Source organism: Pseudomonas sp. TH08, from assembly GCF_016651275.1.
Lineage (GTDB): Bacteria > Pseudomonadota > Gammaproteobacteria > Pseudomonadales > Pseudomonadaceae > Aquipseudomonas.
The window spans coordinates 1,106,242-1,124,090 of sequence record NZ_JAEKEE010000004.1; the positions used below are offsets into that span (position 1 = coordinate 1,106,242).

General features: G+C 56.4%; 16 protein-coding genes and 2 pseudogenes. 14 read left to right on the forward strand and 4 right to left on the reverse strand.

The window, feature by feature from the left end; genetic code table 11:
- The first annotated feature begins 2 nt into the window (after positions 1 to 2).
- The 13 genes and pseudogenes from glcF (at position 3) to JFT91_RS22040 (ending at position 14,451) form a co-directional block, all read left to right on the forward strand.
- A complete protein-coding gene (gene glcF, locus JFT91_RS21980) occupies positions 3 to 1,223 on the forward strand; it encodes a glycolate oxidase subunit GlcF (RefSeq protein WP_201233845.1) in 1,221 nt (406 codons plus the stop codon).
- 88 nt (positions 1,224 to 1,311) lie between these two features.
- Positions 1,312 to 2,700 (forward strand): 2-oxoadipate dioxygenase/decarboxylase HglS, encoded by a 1,389-nt coding sequence (gene hglS / locus JFT91_RS21985; RefSeq protein WP_201233846.1) that lies wholly within the window; start codon positions 1,312 to 1,314, stop codon positions 2,698 to 2,700.
- A gap of 516 nt (positions 2,701 to 3,216) precedes the next feature.
- Positions 3,217 to 3,732 carry an Hcp family type VI secretion system effector gene (locus JFT91_RS21990; RefSeq protein WP_201227037.1) on the forward strand — a complete coding sequence of 172 codons (516 nt, stop codon included), beginning with the start codon at positions 3,217 to 3,219 and terminating at the stop codon, positions 3,730 to 3,732.
- A gap of 132 nt (positions 3,733 to 3,864) precedes the next feature.
- Positions 3,865 to 5,911 (forward strand): annotated as a pseudogene (locus tag JFT91_RS21995) (type VI secretion system Vgr family protein).
- A complete protein-coding gene (locus JFT91_RS22000) occupies positions 5,908 to 6,774 on the forward strand; it encodes a DUF4123 domain-containing protein (protein ID WP_201233847.1) in 867 nt (288 codons plus the stop codon). Before JFT91_RS21995 ends, JFT91_RS22000 begins: the two are co-directional and overlap by 4 nt.
- Positions 6,771 to 7,187 carry a toxin VasX gene (locus JFT91_RS22005; RefSeq protein ID WP_201233848.1) on the forward strand — a complete coding sequence of 139 codons (417 nt, stop codon included), beginning with the start codon at positions 6,771 to 6,773 and terminating at the stop codon, positions 7,185 to 7,187. The genes JFT91_RS22000 and JFT91_RS22005 overlap by 4 nt, the downstream gene beginning before the upstream one ends.
- Positions 7,163 to 10,051 carry a hypothetical protein gene (locus tag JFT91_RS22010; RefSeq protein ID WP_201233849.1) on the forward strand — a complete coding sequence of 963 codons (2,889 nt, stop codon included), beginning with the start codon at positions 7,163 to 7,165 and terminating at the stop codon, positions 10,049 to 10,051. The genes JFT91_RS22005 and JFT91_RS22010 overlap by 25 nt, the downstream gene beginning before the upstream one ends.
- Positions 10,048 to 10,917: pseudogene (locus tag JFT91_RS22015) on the forward strand (DUF6708 domain-containing protein); the annotation flags it as partial. The gene JFT91_RS22010 and the pseudogene JFT91_RS22015, both read left to right, overlap by 4 nt.
- Positions 10,918 to 11,043: 126 nt before the next feature.
- Positions 11,044 to 11,997, forward strand: coding sequence for a hypothetical protein (locus JFT91_RS22020; protein WP_201233851.1), 954 nt, complete (start codon positions 11,044 to 11,046; stop codon positions 11,995 to 11,997).
- A gap of 37 nt (positions 11,998 to 12,034) precedes the next feature.
- A complete protein-coding gene (locus JFT91_RS22025; protein WP_201233852.1) occupies positions 12,035 to 12,961 on the forward strand; it encodes a hypothetical protein in 927 nt (308 codons plus the stop codon).
- Between the two features lie 201 nt (positions 12,962 to 13,162).
- Positions 13,163 to 13,504 (forward strand): hypothetical protein, encoded by a 342-nt coding sequence (locus tag JFT91_RS22030; protein WP_242489331.1) that lies wholly within the window; start codon positions 13,163 to 13,165, stop codon positions 13,502 to 13,504.
- Between the two features lie 52 nt (positions 13,505 to 13,556).
- Positions 13,557 to 13,820, forward strand: a complete 264-nt coding sequence (locus tag JFT91_RS22035; protein ID WP_201202456.1) for a hypothetical protein — start codon at positions 13,557 to 13,559, stop codon at positions 13,818 to 13,820.
- 133 nt (positions 13,821 to 13,953) lie between these two features.
- Positions 13,954 to 14,451: a hypothetical protein gene (locus tag JFT91_RS22040; protein ID WP_201202455.1), complete on the forward strand. Its 498-nt coding sequence runs from the start codon at positions 13,954 to 13,956 to the stop codon at positions 14,449 to 14,451.
- Positions 14,452 to 14,492: 41 nt separating this feature from the next.
- Here the strand turns inward: JFT91_RS22040 and JFT91_RS22045 are convergent, their stop codons facing one another.
- Positions 14,493 to 15,302, reverse strand: coding sequence for a VanW family protein (locus tag JFT91_RS22045; protein ID WP_201202454.1), 810 nt, complete (start codon positions 15,300 to 15,302; stop codon positions 14,493 to 14,495).
- 217 nt (positions 15,303 to 15,519) lie between these two features.
- Here JFT91_RS22045 and JFT91_RS22050 point away from each other — a divergent pair, with 217 nt between their 5' ends.
- Positions 15,520 to 16,347: a glycosyltransferase family 2 protein gene (locus JFT91_RS22050; RefSeq protein ID WP_201233853.1), complete on the forward strand. Its 828-nt coding sequence runs from the start codon at positions 15,520 to 15,522 to the stop codon at positions 16,345 to 16,347.
- Between the two features lie 331 nt (positions 16,348 to 16,678).
- Here the strand turns inward: JFT91_RS22050 and JFT91_RS22055 are convergent, their stop codons facing one another.
- The 3 genes from JFT91_RS22055 to JFT91_RS22065 all read right to left on the reverse strand — a co-directional run bounded on the left by JFT91_RS22055 (position 16,679) and on the right by JFT91_RS22065 (position 17,784).
- Positions 16,679 to 17,263, reverse strand: coding sequence for a hypothetical protein (locus tag JFT91_RS22055; protein WP_201205207.1), 585 nt, complete (start codon positions 17,261 to 17,263; stop codon positions 16,679 to 16,681).
- Positions 17,264 to 17,348: 85 nt separating this feature from the next.
- Positions 17,349 to 17,531: a hypothetical protein gene (locus JFT91_RS22060; RefSeq protein ID WP_201202451.1), complete on the reverse strand. Its 183-nt coding sequence runs from the start codon at positions 17,529 to 17,531 to the stop codon at positions 17,349 to 17,351.
- A 10-nt stretch (positions 17,532 to 17,541) separates the two neighbouring features.
- Positions 17,542 to 17,784 (reverse strand): hypothetical protein, encoded by a 243-nt coding sequence (locus JFT91_RS22065; RefSeq protein WP_201202450.1) that lies wholly within the window; start codon positions 17,782 to 17,784, stop codon positions 17,542 to 17,544.
- Between the last annotated feature and the right edge of the window lie 65 nt (positions 17,785 to 17,849).

A 17,849-nucleotide genomic window follows, 5' to 3' on the forward strand; every position in this document is an offset into this window, starting at 1 on the left:
CCATGCAAACCACCCTCAGTGAGCAATCCCGGCTGCTGCCCCGCGCCGCCGAAGCGGAAAAGATCCTGCGCACCTGCGTGCATTGCGGTTTTTGCAACGCGACGTGCCCGACCTATCAATTGCTCGGCGACGAACTCGACGGCCCGCGCGGGCGCATCTACCTGATCAAACAAGTGCTCGAAGGCGCGCCGGCCACTGTGCAAACGCAACTGCATCTGGATCGCTGCCTGTCGTGCCGCAACTGCGAAACCACCTGCCCGTCCGGCGTTGATTACCACAACTTGCTCGACATCGGCCGTGCGGTGGTCGATCAAGCGGTGACGCGCCCGGCCGCGCAGCGCCTACTGCGTGAAGGCTTGCGCGCATTGGCGCCGAATCCAGGCTTGTTCAAAGGATTGCTGCGCGTCGGTACGACGTTTCGCCCGCTACTGCCGCGTTTGCTTGAAAGCAAACTGCCGCAGCGTTTGCCGGTTAACGGCTCTCGTCCCGCCCCTCGGCATGCCCGCCGGGTATTACTGCTTGAAGGTTGCGTGCAACCCGGTTTGTCACCGAACACCAATGACGCAACGGCGCGGGTGCTGGATCGGCTCGGGATCAGCGTCACGCCCGTGGCCGAGGCCGGTTGCTGCGGCGCGCTCGACTATCATCTCGACGCCCAGGTCAAAGGCCTCGACCGCGCTCGGCAGAACATCGACGCGTGGTGGCCGCATTTGCAAAACGGTGCCGAAGCGATTGTGCAGACGGCCAGTGGCTGCGGCGCGTTCATCAAGGATTACGGACATTTGCTTTCAAGCGATCCGGCATACGCGATGAAGGCTCGGCGAGTCAGCGAAATGACTCTGGATCTGGTACAGATCCTCGCCCAGGAGCCACTTGAGCAAGTGTGCGCAGCCAGCGAACAACGTATCGCCGTGCATTGCCCGTGTACCTTGCAGCACGCATTGAAACTCGGCGGCGCGGTGGAAGCCGTGCTGAGCCGAATCGGTCTCAACCTCACCGCGGTGCCCGACGGCCATTTGTGCTGCGGCTCGGCGGGCACTTATTCACTGACGCAACCGGTGCTGGCCAGGCAACTGCGCGACAACCGCCTCAACGCGCTGGAAAGCGGCCGCCCGCAACTGATCGTCACTTCCAACATCGGTTGCCAAAGCCATCTGGCCAGCGCTGGGCGCACGCCGGTTGTGCACTGGATCGAACTGGTGGATCAGTCGTTGGCAGAATGAAGTCCGTAGGATTCTTCGTTTGCCGACGTCGGCGAAGGCTGCGATCTTTTCCTGCATCCCATACGTGACCGTGGCAGGAATTTTTTTCATGAGCGTGCAGCCTTTCATCAGCCCAGACCTGATCCGCCAACGCTTCTCCAAAGCGATGTCCGACATGTACCGCGAAGAAGTGCCGCTGTACGGCGCGCTGATGGAACTGGTGGAGCAAACCAACCGCGACGTGCTTTCGCGTGAGCCGGACATCGCCCGACAGCTCGACAGCACTGGAGAAATCGAACGGCTGGACATGGAGCGCCACGGTGCGATCCGTGTCGGCACCGCAACCGAACTGGCCACCCTCGCCCGCTTGTTCGCGGTGATGGGCATGCAGCCGGTGGGTTATTACGACCTGACGCCGGCAGGTGTGCCGGTGCATTCCACCGCGTTTCGCGCAGTGCATGAGGATGCGCTGCAGGTCAGCCCTTTCCGGGTGTTTACCTCGTTGTTACGCCTGGAATTGATTGAGGATCCCGAGTTACGCGCATTTGCCGGAGCCGTGTTGGCCAAACGCTCAATCTTCACCCCGAAGGCGTTGCGCCTGATCGCCCAAGCGGAAACAGCTGGCGGCCTTTACGAAACCGAGGCGCAGGAATTCGTCCTGCAGGCACTGGAGACTTTTCGCTGGCACCACAGCGCCACCGTCACCGCCGCGCAGTACCAGACACTGAGCGCCCAACACCGCTTGATCGCCGACGTCGTCGCGTTCAAAGGCCCGCACATCAATCACCTGACGCCGCGCACGCTGGACATCGACATCGTCCAGGAACAGATGCCCGCCCACGGCATCACCCCGAAAGCGGTCATCGAAGGCCCACCGCGCCGGCAGCAGCCGATCCTGCTGCGCCAGACCAGCTTCAAAGCGCTGGACGAACCGATCGCCTTCACCGATCAAGATGAAACCCGTGGCAGCCACAGCGCGCGTTTCGGCGAAATCGAACAACGCGGCGCGGCGCTGACACCCAAGGGCCGTGCGCTGTACGACCTTTTATTGAATGCGGCACGCGATGCGCTGGGAGAATTTCCCAACGAGGCCAACGCCTCACGCTACAACGCGCTGATGAGTCAGCACTTTGGCGAATTTCCTGACAGCCTCGACGGCATGCGTGAACAAGGGCTGGCGTACTTTCGCTATTTCGCCACGGAAAAAGGCTTGGCAGCAGGTAGCCTGGGCGAGGTATCACTAGAGGATTTGTTGCGCGACGGTTACGTGAAAGCTGAACCGCTGGTGTACGAAGATTTCCTGCCGGTCAGCGCAGCGGGGATTTTTCAGTCAAACCTTGGGGATGCTGCGCCGACGCACTATGGCGAACACTCCAACCGCCAGGCGTTCGAACAGGCGCTGGGCCGCGCCACAATTGATGAGCTGGACCTGTATGCCGAAACGCAGCAGCGCTCACTCGAAGAGTGCGCGGAAGCGTTAGGTCTGAAAACAATCTGAGAACTAACCTGACCTTTGTGGCGAGGGAGCTTGCTCCCGCTGGGCTGCGCAGCAACCCCAAAAAATAGTGCAGTAACGAAGATCTTAGGGAGCGCTACGCACTCCAGCGGGAGCAAGCTCCCTCGCCACAGGTTTTTTGTGTTTACTCAGCGCCGTTTTTCCCAACCAGTCCGCCCACTAAAGAAAACGTCATCGCGCTCACTGATGGCATATAGCCGTACTGCGCAAGAAGTTGCGCAGTTGGTCGTAATATTTCACTACTAAAATGCCCTGCAAGCCATGATCTACGTGGCCTGTAGACGAGTGCGCAAGAAGTTGCGCAGTACTGCGCAACTTCTTGCGCACTTTTGCCCTGATTCGCCTGGCAAAAATCCTCAAACCCACAGGCCAGAGCGGTTTAACCCCCGGCTGCCGGGCACTTCACAAAAGCTGGCACGCTCCTTGATAACAGTCAGGCACCCACCGGGCGATTTCGCCTCCCGGGCACCTTAAATTTATCCGCAAGGAGAGCACCCCATGGCAACACCAGCGTACATGTCGGTTACCGGCGAAAAACAAGGCCTGATCACTGCAGGCGCCTTCACCGCCGACTCCGTTGGCAACACCTACCAGGAAGGCCACGAAGACCAGGTCATGGTTCAGGCTTTCAGCCATGACGTGATCATCCCGCGTGACCCACAATCCGGTCAGCCAACCGGTCAGCGCGTTCACAAGCCAGTTGTGATCACCAAGGTCTACGACAAGGCATCGCCTCTGCTGCAAGCTGCTCTGACTTCGGGCGAGCGCATGAGCGAAATCGTTATCCAGTGGTACCGCACTTCGGCTCAAGGCACCCAAGAGCACTACTACACCACCAAACTGGAAGACGCGATCATCGTCGCCATCAACAACAAAATGCACAACTGCCAGGACCCGTCGAACTCGCACTTCACCCACCTGGAAGAAGTGCAGTTCACCTACCGCAAAATCACCTGGACCCACGAAGTATCCGGTACTTCGGGTTCCGATGACTGGCGTGCTCCAGTCGCTTAATCGCGGCTGACCGCTTCACGCATCGGCCAGCGCTGCTGGTCGATGTTGTTTACGCCCCTCCAGAATTTCGCGTACGTTGACCCGCTTTTGCGGCCGTCGACGAGCGCCGCTGTACAGCACGAGGAACAACGGATGTTCGCGCCGGCCAATGAAACCCACTTTGCCCTGACCATCGAAGGTCTCCCCGCCGACTTTCAGGTGTTTACCCTGCAAGGCCGCGAGGCCATCAACCAGCCCTTCGTCTTCGAGGTGGAACTGGTCAGTGAGCAGCCGTCGCTGGACCTCGAAACCCTCCTGCACAAACCGGCCTTCCTGCAACTGTCGCCCGACGGCAGCGGCATCCACGGCCAGATCTACCGCGCTGCGCAAGGCGATTCGGGCAAACGCCTGACCCGCTATTCGGTGACCCTGCGCCCGCAACTGGCGTACCTCGCGCACCGCATCAACCAGCGCATATTCCAGAACCTCAGCGTGCCGAAAATCATCGGCATGGTCCTCGAAGAGCACGGCATCCAGAGCAATGCCTACGCCTTCCAGACCGGCTCGGTCTACCCCGAGCGCATCTACTGCGTGCAGTACGACGAGTCGGACCTGCATTTCATCCAGCGCCTGTGCGAGGAAGAAGGTATCCATTACCACTTCCAGCACAGCGCCACCGCGCACAAACTGATCTTCGGCGATGACCAGACGGTGTTCCCGAAACTCCAACCCGTGGCCTATCAGCAAGACTCCGGCATGGTTGCCAGTGACCCGGTGATCAAGCGCTTCGACCTGCGCCTGGAAACTCGCACCAGCCGCACCACCCGCCGCGACTACGACTTCGAAAAACCGCGGATCACCCTTGAAAGCGAAAACCGTGGCGACGCCCTGCCCGACCTCGAGGACTACGATTACCCGGGCCGCTTCGTCGACCGCGAGCGCGGCAAACACCTGGCCAAACGCGCCCTCGAACGCCACCGCAGTGACTTCCAGCTCGCTGAAGGCAAAAGCGATCAGCCGTTGCTGGTCAGCGGCCACTTCCTCGCGCTGACCGCAACACCCGAAAGCGAAATGGAACGACCTCTGGCTGCTCACCGAAGTGCTGCACGAAGGCAAACAGCCGCAAGTGCTGGAAGAGTCGGTGACCAGCGACACTACCGCACTCAAAGACGATTTCCACCAGGGCTACCGCAACCGCTTCCAGGCCACGCCGTGGGACGTCCCCAACCGCCCGCCCCTGCGCCACCCGAAAGCGCGCATCCTCGGCAGCCAAAGCGCCGTGGTGACCGGCCCCAAAGGTGAAGAGATCCACTGCGACCAATACGGTCGCGTCAAAGTCCAGTTTCACTGGGACCGCGAAGGCCAGGCCGACGACAAAACCAGCTGCTGGCTACGCGTGTCTTCAGCCTGGGCCGGCGCCCAGTACGGCGGCATCGCCATCCCGCGCATCGGCATGGAAGTGCTGGTGACCTTCCTCGAAGGCGACCCCGATCAACCGCTGATCAGCGGCTGCCTGTACCACAAGGAAAACACCGTCCCGTATGCGCTGCCGGCGAACAAGACGCGCAGCACGTTCAAGACCCTGAGCTCGATGGGTGGTGGCGGTTACAACGAACTGCGTATTGAGGACAAGAAAGGTCAGGAGCAGATTTATCTGCATGCCCAGCGCGATTGGGATGAAAACATCGAGCACGACCAGAAGATTCGGGTCGGCAATGAGCGGCACGATACGGTCGAGAAGAACAGCTACACGGAATTCAAGGCCGAAGAACATCACACGGTTTATGAAGACCGCAAGGTTGAGGCGCAGGCCAGTGATCACCTGACGGTTGGGGTGAATCAGCACGTCAAGATTGGTACTGGGCAGTTCATGGATGCGGGGCAGGAAATCCACCTGAGCAGCGGCATGAAAGTGGTGATGGAGGCTGGCGCAGAGCTGACGCTGATTGGCGGAGGCAGCTTCATCAAGATCGATGCCGGCGGCGTGACCATGAGCGGGCCGGTGATCAACATCAACTCGGGCGGTGGACCGGGCAGTGGCACTGGGGCAGCGCCGTTGTTGCCGGGACCGTTGAAGCAGGCGGATGCGGATAAGGCCGGGACCTTGCTGGTGCCGGCCTTGCGTCAAACCCTGCAACGAGCAGCCACAACGGCTCAGCCAGTCTGCGAGATATGCGAAAAACTGAAGGCGATGAAATGATCCCCGGTACCACACGTTATCTGCTTCTGGATGGAGCAAAGATCGAAAACCTTCCGGCCCGCGTATACAGCCTGGATGAAAATCCGATTGTCGAATGGCTTTACCACTCAACCCCCTTGCAAGAGGTGTTTGATGTCGGCCCTGCGTTGGTCGTCTTGCGCGCCAACACCGCACTCGAAAAAGCCTTCATTGACGACTGGCAAAACGATGCCGGCCTCATCATCGAAAGCGATGCGCCCATTCAGCAACTGACTGAACATCTGCGCAGCCTGATCCACGTACGGGTGACCGATGATGCGTCAATGCTGTTTCGATACTACGACCCGCGAGTCATGCGCCATTGGTTGCCGCCCCTGAGTCCAGCTGAAAAAGATCACTTGATGGGACCGATCCGCCGCGTGCGTCTGCCGGCCCGAGAGGGTGAGCAAGAGCAGTGGATCGTTCGTGAGCAAGATCGCCAAAGTGCCCAGCAATATGCCGAGCGGCCGTGGTTGTACCTTGATGAGCAGCAGTTGCAACAGCTCAACCAAGGCAAGCTGGAGCTGTTTGATCAACAGCTACTGGAGCACGTCAACACCTACTTCCCTGATTGCCTGGCCCAGCGCTCGTCCACGGAGCAGCAGCAATGGGCAGTGCTCTGCCGCGAAGGCGCCGCCAGCCACGGCTACTCGGCGCCCAAGGAAGTGGCGCGCTGGTCGGCACTGGTTGCCGAACATGGCACCGAGTTTCCGCGAGCGCCGGAACATCAGGCCTACCGCGAGATTCTGCAACAACCCACGCTAAACGCCACACAACGCCTGGATGCCTTGTTGGTAGAACTGCATCGCCATTGGCTGCTGACTGACAAGGAGTCCTTTGCATGACCACCCAACCGATCGATAAAAACCGCAATCTGGCCGCCGCCGATCAGGCCGCACAATGTCAGTTCGGCGACGAGGAACTGTCGAGCCCAGGTACCACCTGCCCGGCCAAACACCCGGAAATATTCGTTGTTCCCGCGCGCTACGCGAAGGCCGAGCAGGCCGCCGAACACGCCGACTTCAAACCGCCCAGCCCGACCAAAAGCCACCCGATGGCACTGCGTCGCCTGCGCGCCGGTTATGTCTACCTGTGGCATGCCGAAGGCCCATTGAAACGTTACGGCGTAGGCGCAGATGGCCTGCTGGTCGAGCAGTCGCTGACGCAACCACACGCCGAAATCGCCACAGGCGAAAAAGCCGGTATCGCCCTGAAAAAAGCACCGACGCCTGGATGCTCTACAGCGAAAGACCGTTGAGCAAAGACGCCTGCGAGAGCCTGAAAAAGAACGGCGAGCGACGCAAACGCATGCGTCAGGTAGCACTCACCAAAGTCGCCACAAACCTGACGGCCAAACACTGCCCACCACTCGAAAAAGCCCCGACACTTGTCGCCGAGCTGATGCCCAAGGTACGTGATCAAGCCCTTGCGCATGATTATCAGCAGAACGGTGCGGCCTACCGTGAAGGCGTGAACCAACAGGGCAAGGAGATGCAAAAGGCTCCCACGCAGGACAACATCAAAGCCTATTCTGCGAGCTCGCAATTCCTGCGCGAACGTGAACAAGCAGCCAGCGCACAACCCCCGGGCGAGCCGGTGGCCGAACCTGGCATCTGGAGTGCCACCCCTTGGGAACTGGCCCCGACCCAAGCTTGGCTGGATGCAGCCAAAAGCCAGTCGGCCCCGTTATATGGGGTGTTTGCTGCGCTGGATGATGATCTCGGCGTGTTGCGAGATATCGACCACGAACAGAATAAGGTCGAGGCTGAGCACGAAGCCTGGGTCGCCGACAACAGCTTGCGTCAGACCATCGGCAGTTTTATCCGCAGCATGGTCACCGAAGACGGCGCGGAGGTGGCCAACCTGCTCAACTATCAGTATCGCGAGCACAACCTGAAGCTGACGCCCGAACAAGGCGACACCCTGCTTGATAGCCAGAAGCAGCTCAACGATCTACAAGCGGAAAAACAACGCATCAACCTTCAGCGCGGCCGTCAGTACGGATTATCCAAAGCGGATTCGTTGATGGCGGATGTGAGCAGCCGAGAAGAAGGCATTCTGAATAAAGTGCGCAGCTTTATCCCAAGCGAGCTGCACAAAGAGGCGCAACAAGTAGTACGCGAGTATCGCCGGGAAAAAGCCAGCAATCTGGGAGATGGTCGCGGCGCCAGCAAAGTTGGGGAATATATTGATCTGGCAAGCATGGATCGTTGGCTGGACGAAGAGGCACCGCAGCATTTCAAACAGGTCGAGACGCGTCATCATCTGCTGTATACCGATCGTAAAGCGTATCTCCCACGTAGTGAGAGCGGCACCTGGTTTGTCGACCAAAGCAACGAAGATCACCTCAAGTGGCTGGAAAATTTGACGGTCGCCTGCCTCAGTGCCCAATGCAGCCGCAGCGAAGGGGCCAAGCAGTTTACTGACTACGTGCAAAGCGACAATCCGGGGTTGCTGCGATTGGTGTTCCAGGCTTGGAGCCCGAGCCTCGAAGCGGCAGTCAACAACACGTCGCGACTCAATGAACTGTTCACCGCTCTGGGTATGGAAAACCTCGCTGATTCGCGTGCCGCCATCGCCAAGATTATCGACGCCGACACGCTACGCAACATCGAGCGACTGGCAAGCAACCTTGAAGGTGCCTGGGTCGCAGCCCTTACTCGCCTCGGCGCATCATTGATACAGGCCCGCAACGGCATGGCCATAGGCATGGGTATGTTTCTTGCCCTTCGTCTGGGCGAAAGCGCTCGCCTGCTGCAGGGCATGGAGAACGGCATAAAAGTCTGGCGTCTGGTCGGCCAGAAAGCTGACGCCCTTGGCCAGTGGACGCGCAGCACTGCGCAGGCCATCGGCCTTGGCCGCGTTAGCGGTATCGTCAATGCTCCCGCAGTGAAAGCCTCGGGCGGCCTGCTGCCATTGGCAGCGCTGGTGGTGAATATTCTCAACGCCGGTACATATGCCGGGCAGGCAGCTGCATTGGAAGGCAGCGATGAGCAGCGTCAAGCGGATTCTCTTTCTGCGTATTTATACGCAGGGGCGGCGTTGGGGGCGGTGATTCAGAATTGGCTGCTTTTGGGGAAAGGAGTTAATGAATTAACAGGGCGACTGCCTCTTGGCCTTTCTGCAACCGCTCCAACGTTGACGCTGTTCGGTGGGATTGTTGGCGGACTTTCTGCTGCAGCAGCTCTTCAAGAATTCAATTCGTTAAAAACTCAAATAGATAGCGCTCAAGGCAGTATTGATCCATGGATCAAGATTAAACAATTGGCCGTTACTGGGCAGGTTGCCGTATATGGAGCGCAAGCGCTACTGGGGCTTGGACTAACAGGTATGCGGCTATCAAATCAAATTTCAACTCCAGTGGCCATAAAGCGCTTTCGCCTTGGGATGGGGCCAATGAATTTCTTGCTGTTGGCACTCGGTGGTCTTTACTTGATCGCTTGGCTCCGCCAAGCCAGCCCGTTGCAGAATTACTTGGCGAATTCCTGCTGGTCCCATCGCCGTGCAAATGCCAATAAGGCTATCGAGCCTCAGGCACAACTGGACGAGATCAACGAACTGATGATGTTGTTGTATCAGCCGAGAGTCTCGATGGAGACTCGAGAAGTGCGGATCAGCGGAGTTCTGGGTGACACAATCACCCAGGACGGCATCACCCAGTTAAGCATTGACTTGCCGGGGGCCGCACCAGGAGCGGCACAAATCGATATATCCATGAGCGGCAACCCTACTCCAGTCTCGGCGGGGTTCGGTACCGGTACTAGAGGTACGCCCACCGACCTAGGTGCTACTTGGCTGAATGCCAGCCAGTGCACTTGGATTCCGGCCGATGCCGGCCAGGGCTTGCGCCTCACCGGCAGCTTCTCGCAACCACTTACTCGTTTGTCCTTGCGCGTATGCTACCTCAGTCCCGTGGCACTGCTGGCCGGGGACGGTGCTACCATCGGCGGCTCGAAAGGTTTGGCATATACCTTGTCACCCAATGGCGGATTTCTGAGTCCGGACGGTGAAGTCATCACACTTCGATCAGGCGAGCCAACGCCTGAGCTAGATCGAGCCAGCGTTCACCGCCTTGGCCCACAACAGAACTCCAACTACCTCAACCCCAAGGATAAGGCATGACTTCAGCCACACCCGGCAGCCGCAAAGGACTGTTGTCACGAGAGGATTATCTGGCACCACCGGCTGTCCCTACGGGGCAACCACCCAAGGATGTACTCAACACTATTTGGCGAAAAAATGAGGTGTTCCTAGATATTGGCTCTTACAGCATTGGCTCTGCTGTAATGGTCATCTGGCCGGTGCTGCTGTTGTGTATTTGGCTTGTCCATCATGAACGTAATTCCGGAATTTTCTGGGAAGCATTGGGTCTGTCATTTTTCATGGTGGGCATACCCATTCTTCTAGTCCTTAAAGGCTTGATGAGCCGAGTACCAGCCCCCATTCGCTTCAACCGCCAACGCCGCGAAGTTTGTGTGCCGTTTGACGATGGCAGTTACTGGATCGTGCCTTGGGAACAGGTCACTGCCCAAGCAGTTGCAATGGACTCAGTCGGCCAGCACGGGAAAACTACCCAAGGATTATTAGTTGTGGGTTTTCGAAATCCGGATACCAATGCTCCCGAAAAGGAGCGCGATTTCAGCGTAGGGTTCAGTTGCGGCGGTGGCGAAACGGCCATGAGCCTTTGGGAGTGCATGCGCAGTTTTATGGAGGTTGGACCGGACGCTACTCCACAGGGAAATGACTTGGAGGGGATTCGCGGAAAGCTTGGAAGAAAAGGCATTTTTTGGGGTATCTGGTACGGTTTCTTCACCGGTATTCGTGACCATCTGATGGCAAAAGAGTTTGGTCAAGCACTATGGCTTTTCGTATCCATCTTTCTTTTGGGAACGCCTCTCGCCATGATGCTTCAAGTCTGGAAACTCGCACCTCCGCCGGATCTCACTGATCCAGCCATCGTCGAATGGTCCAAACCACTGCCACCCGAATAATGGGCCAAGCGCTCCCCAGAACTGGAAGAAGCTATCACCAAGCGTGAAGCCGAACTAGCCGCCCAGACAGATCAAGCATTAGCTTGATGATGAGTAGCAGGACTTACAACCCAAGGGCAGCATATGAGTACGCCACCGGCAGGCACTACAAAAAAACGATTGTTTTCGCGCAACGACTATTTGGCGCCGCTACCCATTCCAACCGGTGAAAAACCCTGTGATATGCTTAACACCATCTGGCGAAAAAACGAGGTTTTTCTCGACATCGGAAACTACAGCATCGGTTCGGCGGTGATGGTGCTATGGCCGATGGTCGTGGTACTAGCGCTGATGACGTACATCACCCCCAAGCCGGCAATGATCTTGATTGTAGGAGCAATCATAATTGGAGTACCCGCACTCTTTATTGTTAAGGGCCTTTTCCGCGAGGTGCCTTTGCCCGTGCGCTTCAATCGGCAACGTCGTGAAGTATGTGTGCCCCGAGAGAATGGTGAATATTGGCTGGTGCCTTGGGAAAGCGTAACCGCAGCAGCGACGCAACATTCCTCAGTGAGCCAGGCCGGTAAAGCCACCATGGGCTTGTTGATAATCGGCTTTGAAAACCCAGACCCGCTGGCCAAAGAAGACAACAAACATTTTTCATTCGGATTCAACTGTGGCGGTGGCACCACGGCTATGGCCTTGTGGGAGTGCATGCGCAGCTACATGGAGATAGGGCCAGAAGCGTTACCGATCACCAATGACTTTGAAAGGGGTCGGGACAAGTTACGCGGCAGAAATGTGTTTTGGGGCGTTTGTTGTGAATACATGGGCGGCATTATTCAGCACATGCGAGCCCTGGAAATTGATAAAGCCTTGTGGCTGATTATCGGAGCCATATTCTTGGGCGGGCCACTCGCAATGATGTTGCAAGTATGGAAGCTCTCTCCTCCTCCTGATCTGCTCTATCCAGACATCATCGAATGGTCAAAACCGCTGCCACCCGAACAATGGGTCAAGCGTTCCTCAGAACTGGAAGAAGCTATCGCCAAGCGTGAAGCCGAATTAGCCGCCCAGACAGATCAAGCATTAGCTTGATGATGAGTAGCGGGACTTATAAAGCCAAGGGAAGCAGATGAGTACGCCACCGGCAGGCACTACAAAAAAACGGTTGTTTTCGCGCAACGATTATTTAGCGCCGCTATCCATCCCAACCGGTGAAAAACCCTGTGATGTGCTTAACACCATCTGGCGAAAGAACGACGTATTTCTCGACATTGGCAATTACAGCATCGGTTCAGCAGTGATGGTGATGTGGACGGGCGTGATGGTGTTTTTAGCAATGTCTTTCTTTACTCGAAATCTCAACTCTGATTTCAGCGAGGATATTTTGTATTTGGGTGCCGCTATTTTGGCCATCCCTATTTGGATTTTGATCCAAGCCTTATTCCGCGATGTCCCCTTACCCGTGCGCTTCAATCGGCAACGTCGTGAAGTATGTGTACCGCGGGAGAATGGCGAATATTGGTTGGTGCCTTGGGAAAGCGTCACGGCGGCAGCAACACAACATTCCTCAGTGAGCCAGGCCGGTAAAGCCACCATGGGCTTGTTGATCATCGGCTTTGAAAACCCGGATCCGCAGGCTAAGGAAGACAACAAGCATTTTTCATTCGGTTTCAACTGTGGCGGCGGCACCACGGCCATGGCGTTGTGGGAGTGCACTCGCAGTTACATGGAGGTAGGACCGGACGCCGTACCCAATAGTCGAGTGGGTATTACCCCCTACGAAAAATCGCAAATCGGTTCGCTCATCATCGATCTGCGTAAGGGAGACCTGATAGGTGTTGTATGGGGGATATTCTGCATCACGATTCTGGGAACCTATTTCGCGGAAAAGCTGCAGAACTTGAAACTGTCTTACCCACCCGATCTGCTCTACCCCGACATCATCGAATGGTCAAAACCGCTGCCACCCGAACAATGGGCCAAGCGTTCCCCGGAATTGGAAGAAGCCATCGCAAAGCGTGAAGCCGAACTGATGCAAGAAACACAAGTCGCATGACTGCTTTGGGCAATCGGAACTCCTGAAGTCATTTATCAAAAACAGGCACAACCCGGAAATGCAGCATCCCTGCTATTTGCAAAACCAGGATAAGGCATGACGTCATACACATCTGGCAGCCGCAAGTGTCTGTTTTCAAGAGACCGTTACCTGTCTCGAATTACCGTCGACAGGTCAAGCCTTCATGAATGGAAGTCACCAATGGCAGGCATGACAATCAACACCGCGGGCCCCTACTTCCTGATTCTCGCACTGACATTTCCCGCTGTTTCTCAAGCAACCGATACCACCAGTCCGCTCCCACCCGACGTATCCAGCTTCACCAAAAACCGAGACAACTGCGACACTCTCAGAGGAGAAATCCCCGAACCTGATCCGGCAGACCCAGACAACCTCAGCCAGGTGATCAGCGCCATCAATCAAGCTTGCAAGGGCACGGACAAGCAATTGATGCAGTTAAAGAACAAGTATTCGACCGACGAAAACATCATGAAGAAACTATCGAGTTATGAAGAACGCATCGAAGCAGACATGAGCCTTTAGGCATTGGCCACCTGAACACTCATGACTCCAGCGAGCGCCTGCGAGGTGAAGATTGAAATTCAACGACACGTTCATCAACCGGACCGAACGCTTCACCCTCGGTATCGAAACCCTCTCTGGTACACCGTACCTTTCCATCCCGGTGAGCAACCGTTTGGTGGATTACGAGGAGTACTACGAAATCAGCAGCGACTCTTACGCGCTGTTCCTGAACGATCCATCCGCCGCATCGGATTTTGCCGAGCGCTGCCGAAACCGTCAGGAAGACCAACGATTGATGCTGAAACCCGGATCAGATCGCGGCGTTGCTTCATAAGTACATTCGCAGGCAGCATCGTATTGACGCAGCCACAGCAGGACACTCGCCAGTGACGGGCACTTTCCAACACGCTTTAGATCACCATGAAACCGCGGATCGAAACGCTTTAACCCGAAGACTTGGAAACCCCATGAATAAACATCAGATCACCCTCGCCAACGGCTGGACGGCCACTTTTGAAAACCGGGGCGAGTTCCGCATGGGGGCTGAAGGCTGGGGCTTGTTTCTGCAAGGGCCGGACGGCAGGACTATTGAGTACTTCGCTGACCAGATCATTCTGGTCAATGATGAGGACGGCACTCAGGCCAGTTCGTGCATTCGGCTCTCAAGCGATGGTGTGTACGGCTACTTGAGTGCAGCGATTGATCATTGCTGGGTGATCGACTTTGCGCGGGGCATGATCGCGCCCCATCGAGCGAGCATCCATCACTACCATCACGCCTACGACGAGAGCATCTCGCATTACGAGCAGCCAGCGTTCAAGCGTGAGCGGCAATACATCAGCGTGGTGGGCATGCACATTTATCTGACATTCCCGCTGACCCGCGACGAGGAATTCTCCAAGGTTTGGGATGAGTATCTGTCGATCCGCAGACGCCAACTGGACGAGTTGTATTTCAGAAACTGATCATCTCTGGCGCGCATGTCCAGAAAACATCTATTCGCGCCCTACCCGATCAACTCGTCGGCCACTTCATACTTGACCACCACGCGATTGCGATAAAGCCGTTCGCGTTTCACCAACTCACCCACCTGCCCCTTGTTTCGCACTTCTCGCCAGATTTCGTTCTCGCGGAATACCCGTCCTGCTTCCCGTACAAAGCGGTGCGCCTCCTGGAATACGTGATAGCGATACGCGCGCACTTGATCGCACAACAACTCGCCTTCGAGCTGCGTCTCACCGACATGCAGCTTCAACTGAAAGTGGCGATCCGTCGGGTTGTGCAGTACCAGATCGATGTAGTTGTAAAAAATCGCTGCCCCGGAGCCGAACGGTAACACCCGGCCCTCATCGGGGAACGGATCGAAGCTGTGATTGGATCGTTCAATCACCACCAGCGGCGAATGAATGGCCATCCAGTGAATCAGGTTGCTCAGTTGGCAGATGCCACCACCCACACCGCGTCGAGCCTCGCCGAACGACAGTTCCATGCCTTCGACATAGCCACGTTGGCGGGTCGGACGGCCGACCAGACGACAAAAAGAGAAATGTTCGCCAGGGCCGATAATGACGCCATCGATGGCGGCGACGGCGAGTTTGAGGTTGATAACCTTGTTGTGTTGCAGGACTGGGTCGGAGTCACCAAGTTTGCGGATCAGTTTCGAGGTGTGTTTGAGGTAACGAAATGGCAGACGTTCAGCGGCGGCAGGCCGTGCGTAGCGTTTGCTCGAACAGTACCAGGCGATCTGGCGGAACAGTCTTTTTTGCCACACGCGCAGCCAGTACAAGGCGGGGTGGTAGAGGGAAAGTGGTTTCATCCGTGACACAACGGCGACGCCGTTATCGTCCTTGGGGCGGTTTCAGGGGCACGCATTCTAGCGTGGAAGTCATTGGAAAGCTGCGGCGTTTGCCGCGTACCACCTCACCCGCCCCCCACTGCCGAAACGGCAAATTAAGGTTGGCCTAAGGTTGCTTCGTTAGCATCCCGGTTCAAGAAGCACTGTCGCCCCTTAATTTGCGGATGAGCCCTTGCCAATGACAACGTTTGATTTACCCGCCCAACAGCCGTCGACGTTCAGTCTTGTCCTGGTCAATTACAAAACCCCGGACCTCACCAGAATGTGCCTGGAATTATTGCGCGAGCACGTCAAGGAACAGCGTATTCCAGTGTGGGTGGTGGACAATGATTCGGCCGATGAAAGTCTGGATTATTTGCGTTCTCTGGACTGGATCAACTTGATCGAGCGCCCGTCACCCGGTAAAGAAGCTGGGCACATCGCCCATGGCAAAGCGTTGGATCTGGCGTTGGCGAAAGTTGAAACCGACTATCTGTTTCTTTTGCACACCGACACCTTTGTCTACGACAAGGAAGTGTTCGCGATGATGATGCGCGAGTGCACGAAGTCGGCTGATATTGCAGCGGTCGGTTGTGTAGAGCAAATCAATCGGGGTGCAGTGAGAGATACCTGGCGCTTAACTTCGCGCTTTTGCAAGCATTATATTCGTCGCGCCAAACAGCAGTTTGGCTTGCGCTCAAAAGAGCCAAAACCCTACAGAGAAACACATCTGAAAAGTTTCTGTACATTGTGGAATGCTCGGTTGATCAAGTCGCAAGGCCTGCACTTCTGCCTGGACGATCGCGTGCCCGGTTATACGCTACAGGACCGCATGATGGGGCGCGGCTACGGCATCAAGTTTCTGTCTCCACGGAAGATTTTTCGCTATTTGGATCACATCCAGTCCGGCACCGTCGCGGCAGCCGGCACCTACGGCAAAGATCATCGACGGACAAAAATGTATCAGGCCACGCTCAAGCGTTTTCAGGGGCAGCAAGATAAGTCCGGTATCCAGGCATCGAGTTAATCGATCGGCAATAAAAAAGGGCGACTTCACAGTCGCCCTTTTTATTTGAAATTGTATACAACCTCCCCAATGGAGGTGTTCGCCCAGTGTAATGGCCTGGCAATCCATGCACCGGTAAAGAGCCCTGACACTGGGCGAACGGGAGGGATTTTAATAGAAGTTGGCGCTTATGTCGTCATGCATCATGATGTTTTTTATGTACTAGAAAGTTAAAAAGTGTGTATTGCCGATATTTCCCGGCAAACTTCCTAACCTCTTCAGCCGGAGCAATTAGTATGATTGTTCTCATACAAAACCCTGTACAAGAACAATCATTCTGTAGAGTTAATGCTCAGCTTTCATGCTCGCTGGTCACTTTTAATATATCGGTGTAAGTGACGATTACGCTCTGCCCTTCTTTCAAATCCTTCAGTTTCGCCTGAATTTCAGGCTTTTTGACGTCGAGCGTTTTTGATTGTCCCGATGGGTTTTCGAGGGTCACCTGATTTTTCTTCAAATCAATTTTGGTGATTTTCAGTTGCACCTGAATCTGACGGAATGCTTCGCCGCCCGGGTTTTCGCTGCCCGGAGCGTTGCGCAGCTCGCCCGTACGCTCGGTGGAGCCAGGCAGACCTTTATCCACATCGGTGTCGAGATAGGCCGCGACAGAGCGCTGAACCTCGACGTTGACCTTGTCGCCAACTTTCAGATTGGCGAGGTTTTTTGCCTTGTCGCTCAGTTGAACATGCACCTGTCGACCTTCGGCGCCTTCCAGCACCACCTGATGCTTGGCAGCATCAACGGAGAGCACTTTAGTGGTGACCTGATCCGCTTCAATGGTGGCGGACAGCGGAATATCGGCGGCAAATGCTCCGAAGCTGGTGGCGGACAATACGGTTGCGAGAGTGATGGCCTTGGCCAGTGCGTGGAGCTTCATAAGCGGTACTTTCCCTGTGATGAATGGCAGCACCCGACGCCGAAGCCTGTTCGGCGACAGATGTGCCACTGAGCATAGACGCTGTTCAGGGCTTGGCTTTGGTTTGTTGCTTCGCGGTTTCCTGCGCCGTCGATTCACCGCTCGCAGTGCCTTTGCCACTGTTCTCGCGCTGTTTGGGATCGGTGGGCCGCAGGGCGTCGTTATCGCGCTCAGTCTCGCCCGGTGGCCGCGGTTCGTCGGGGTGTTCGCTTTGAGAGATAGGTTTCATGGGAGAGTCCTCAGGCTTCGGGATCATCGAGTTCACGGGCGACGTTCACCGCTGGAGAGTCCTTGTGCAGGTCAGCAGCTTTGGCGCGCAGGATCTGCCACTGCTCCAGGTCGATGGCGCCTTGCCCAAGCAGGTCGTCGGCGACGCGTTGCAGGTCGAAATAATGGGCGTCGGGAGACTGCTGCCACAGGGTTTCATCGTCGAACAGACGCTGCCAGGTATTCATGTCCGGGGGTTGCAGGTCGTCGCTCATGACAAATCCTCGACAGGTGTTTCTGTGTAGAGGTTTAGCGAACAAATGGAGTTCAACCCAAATCC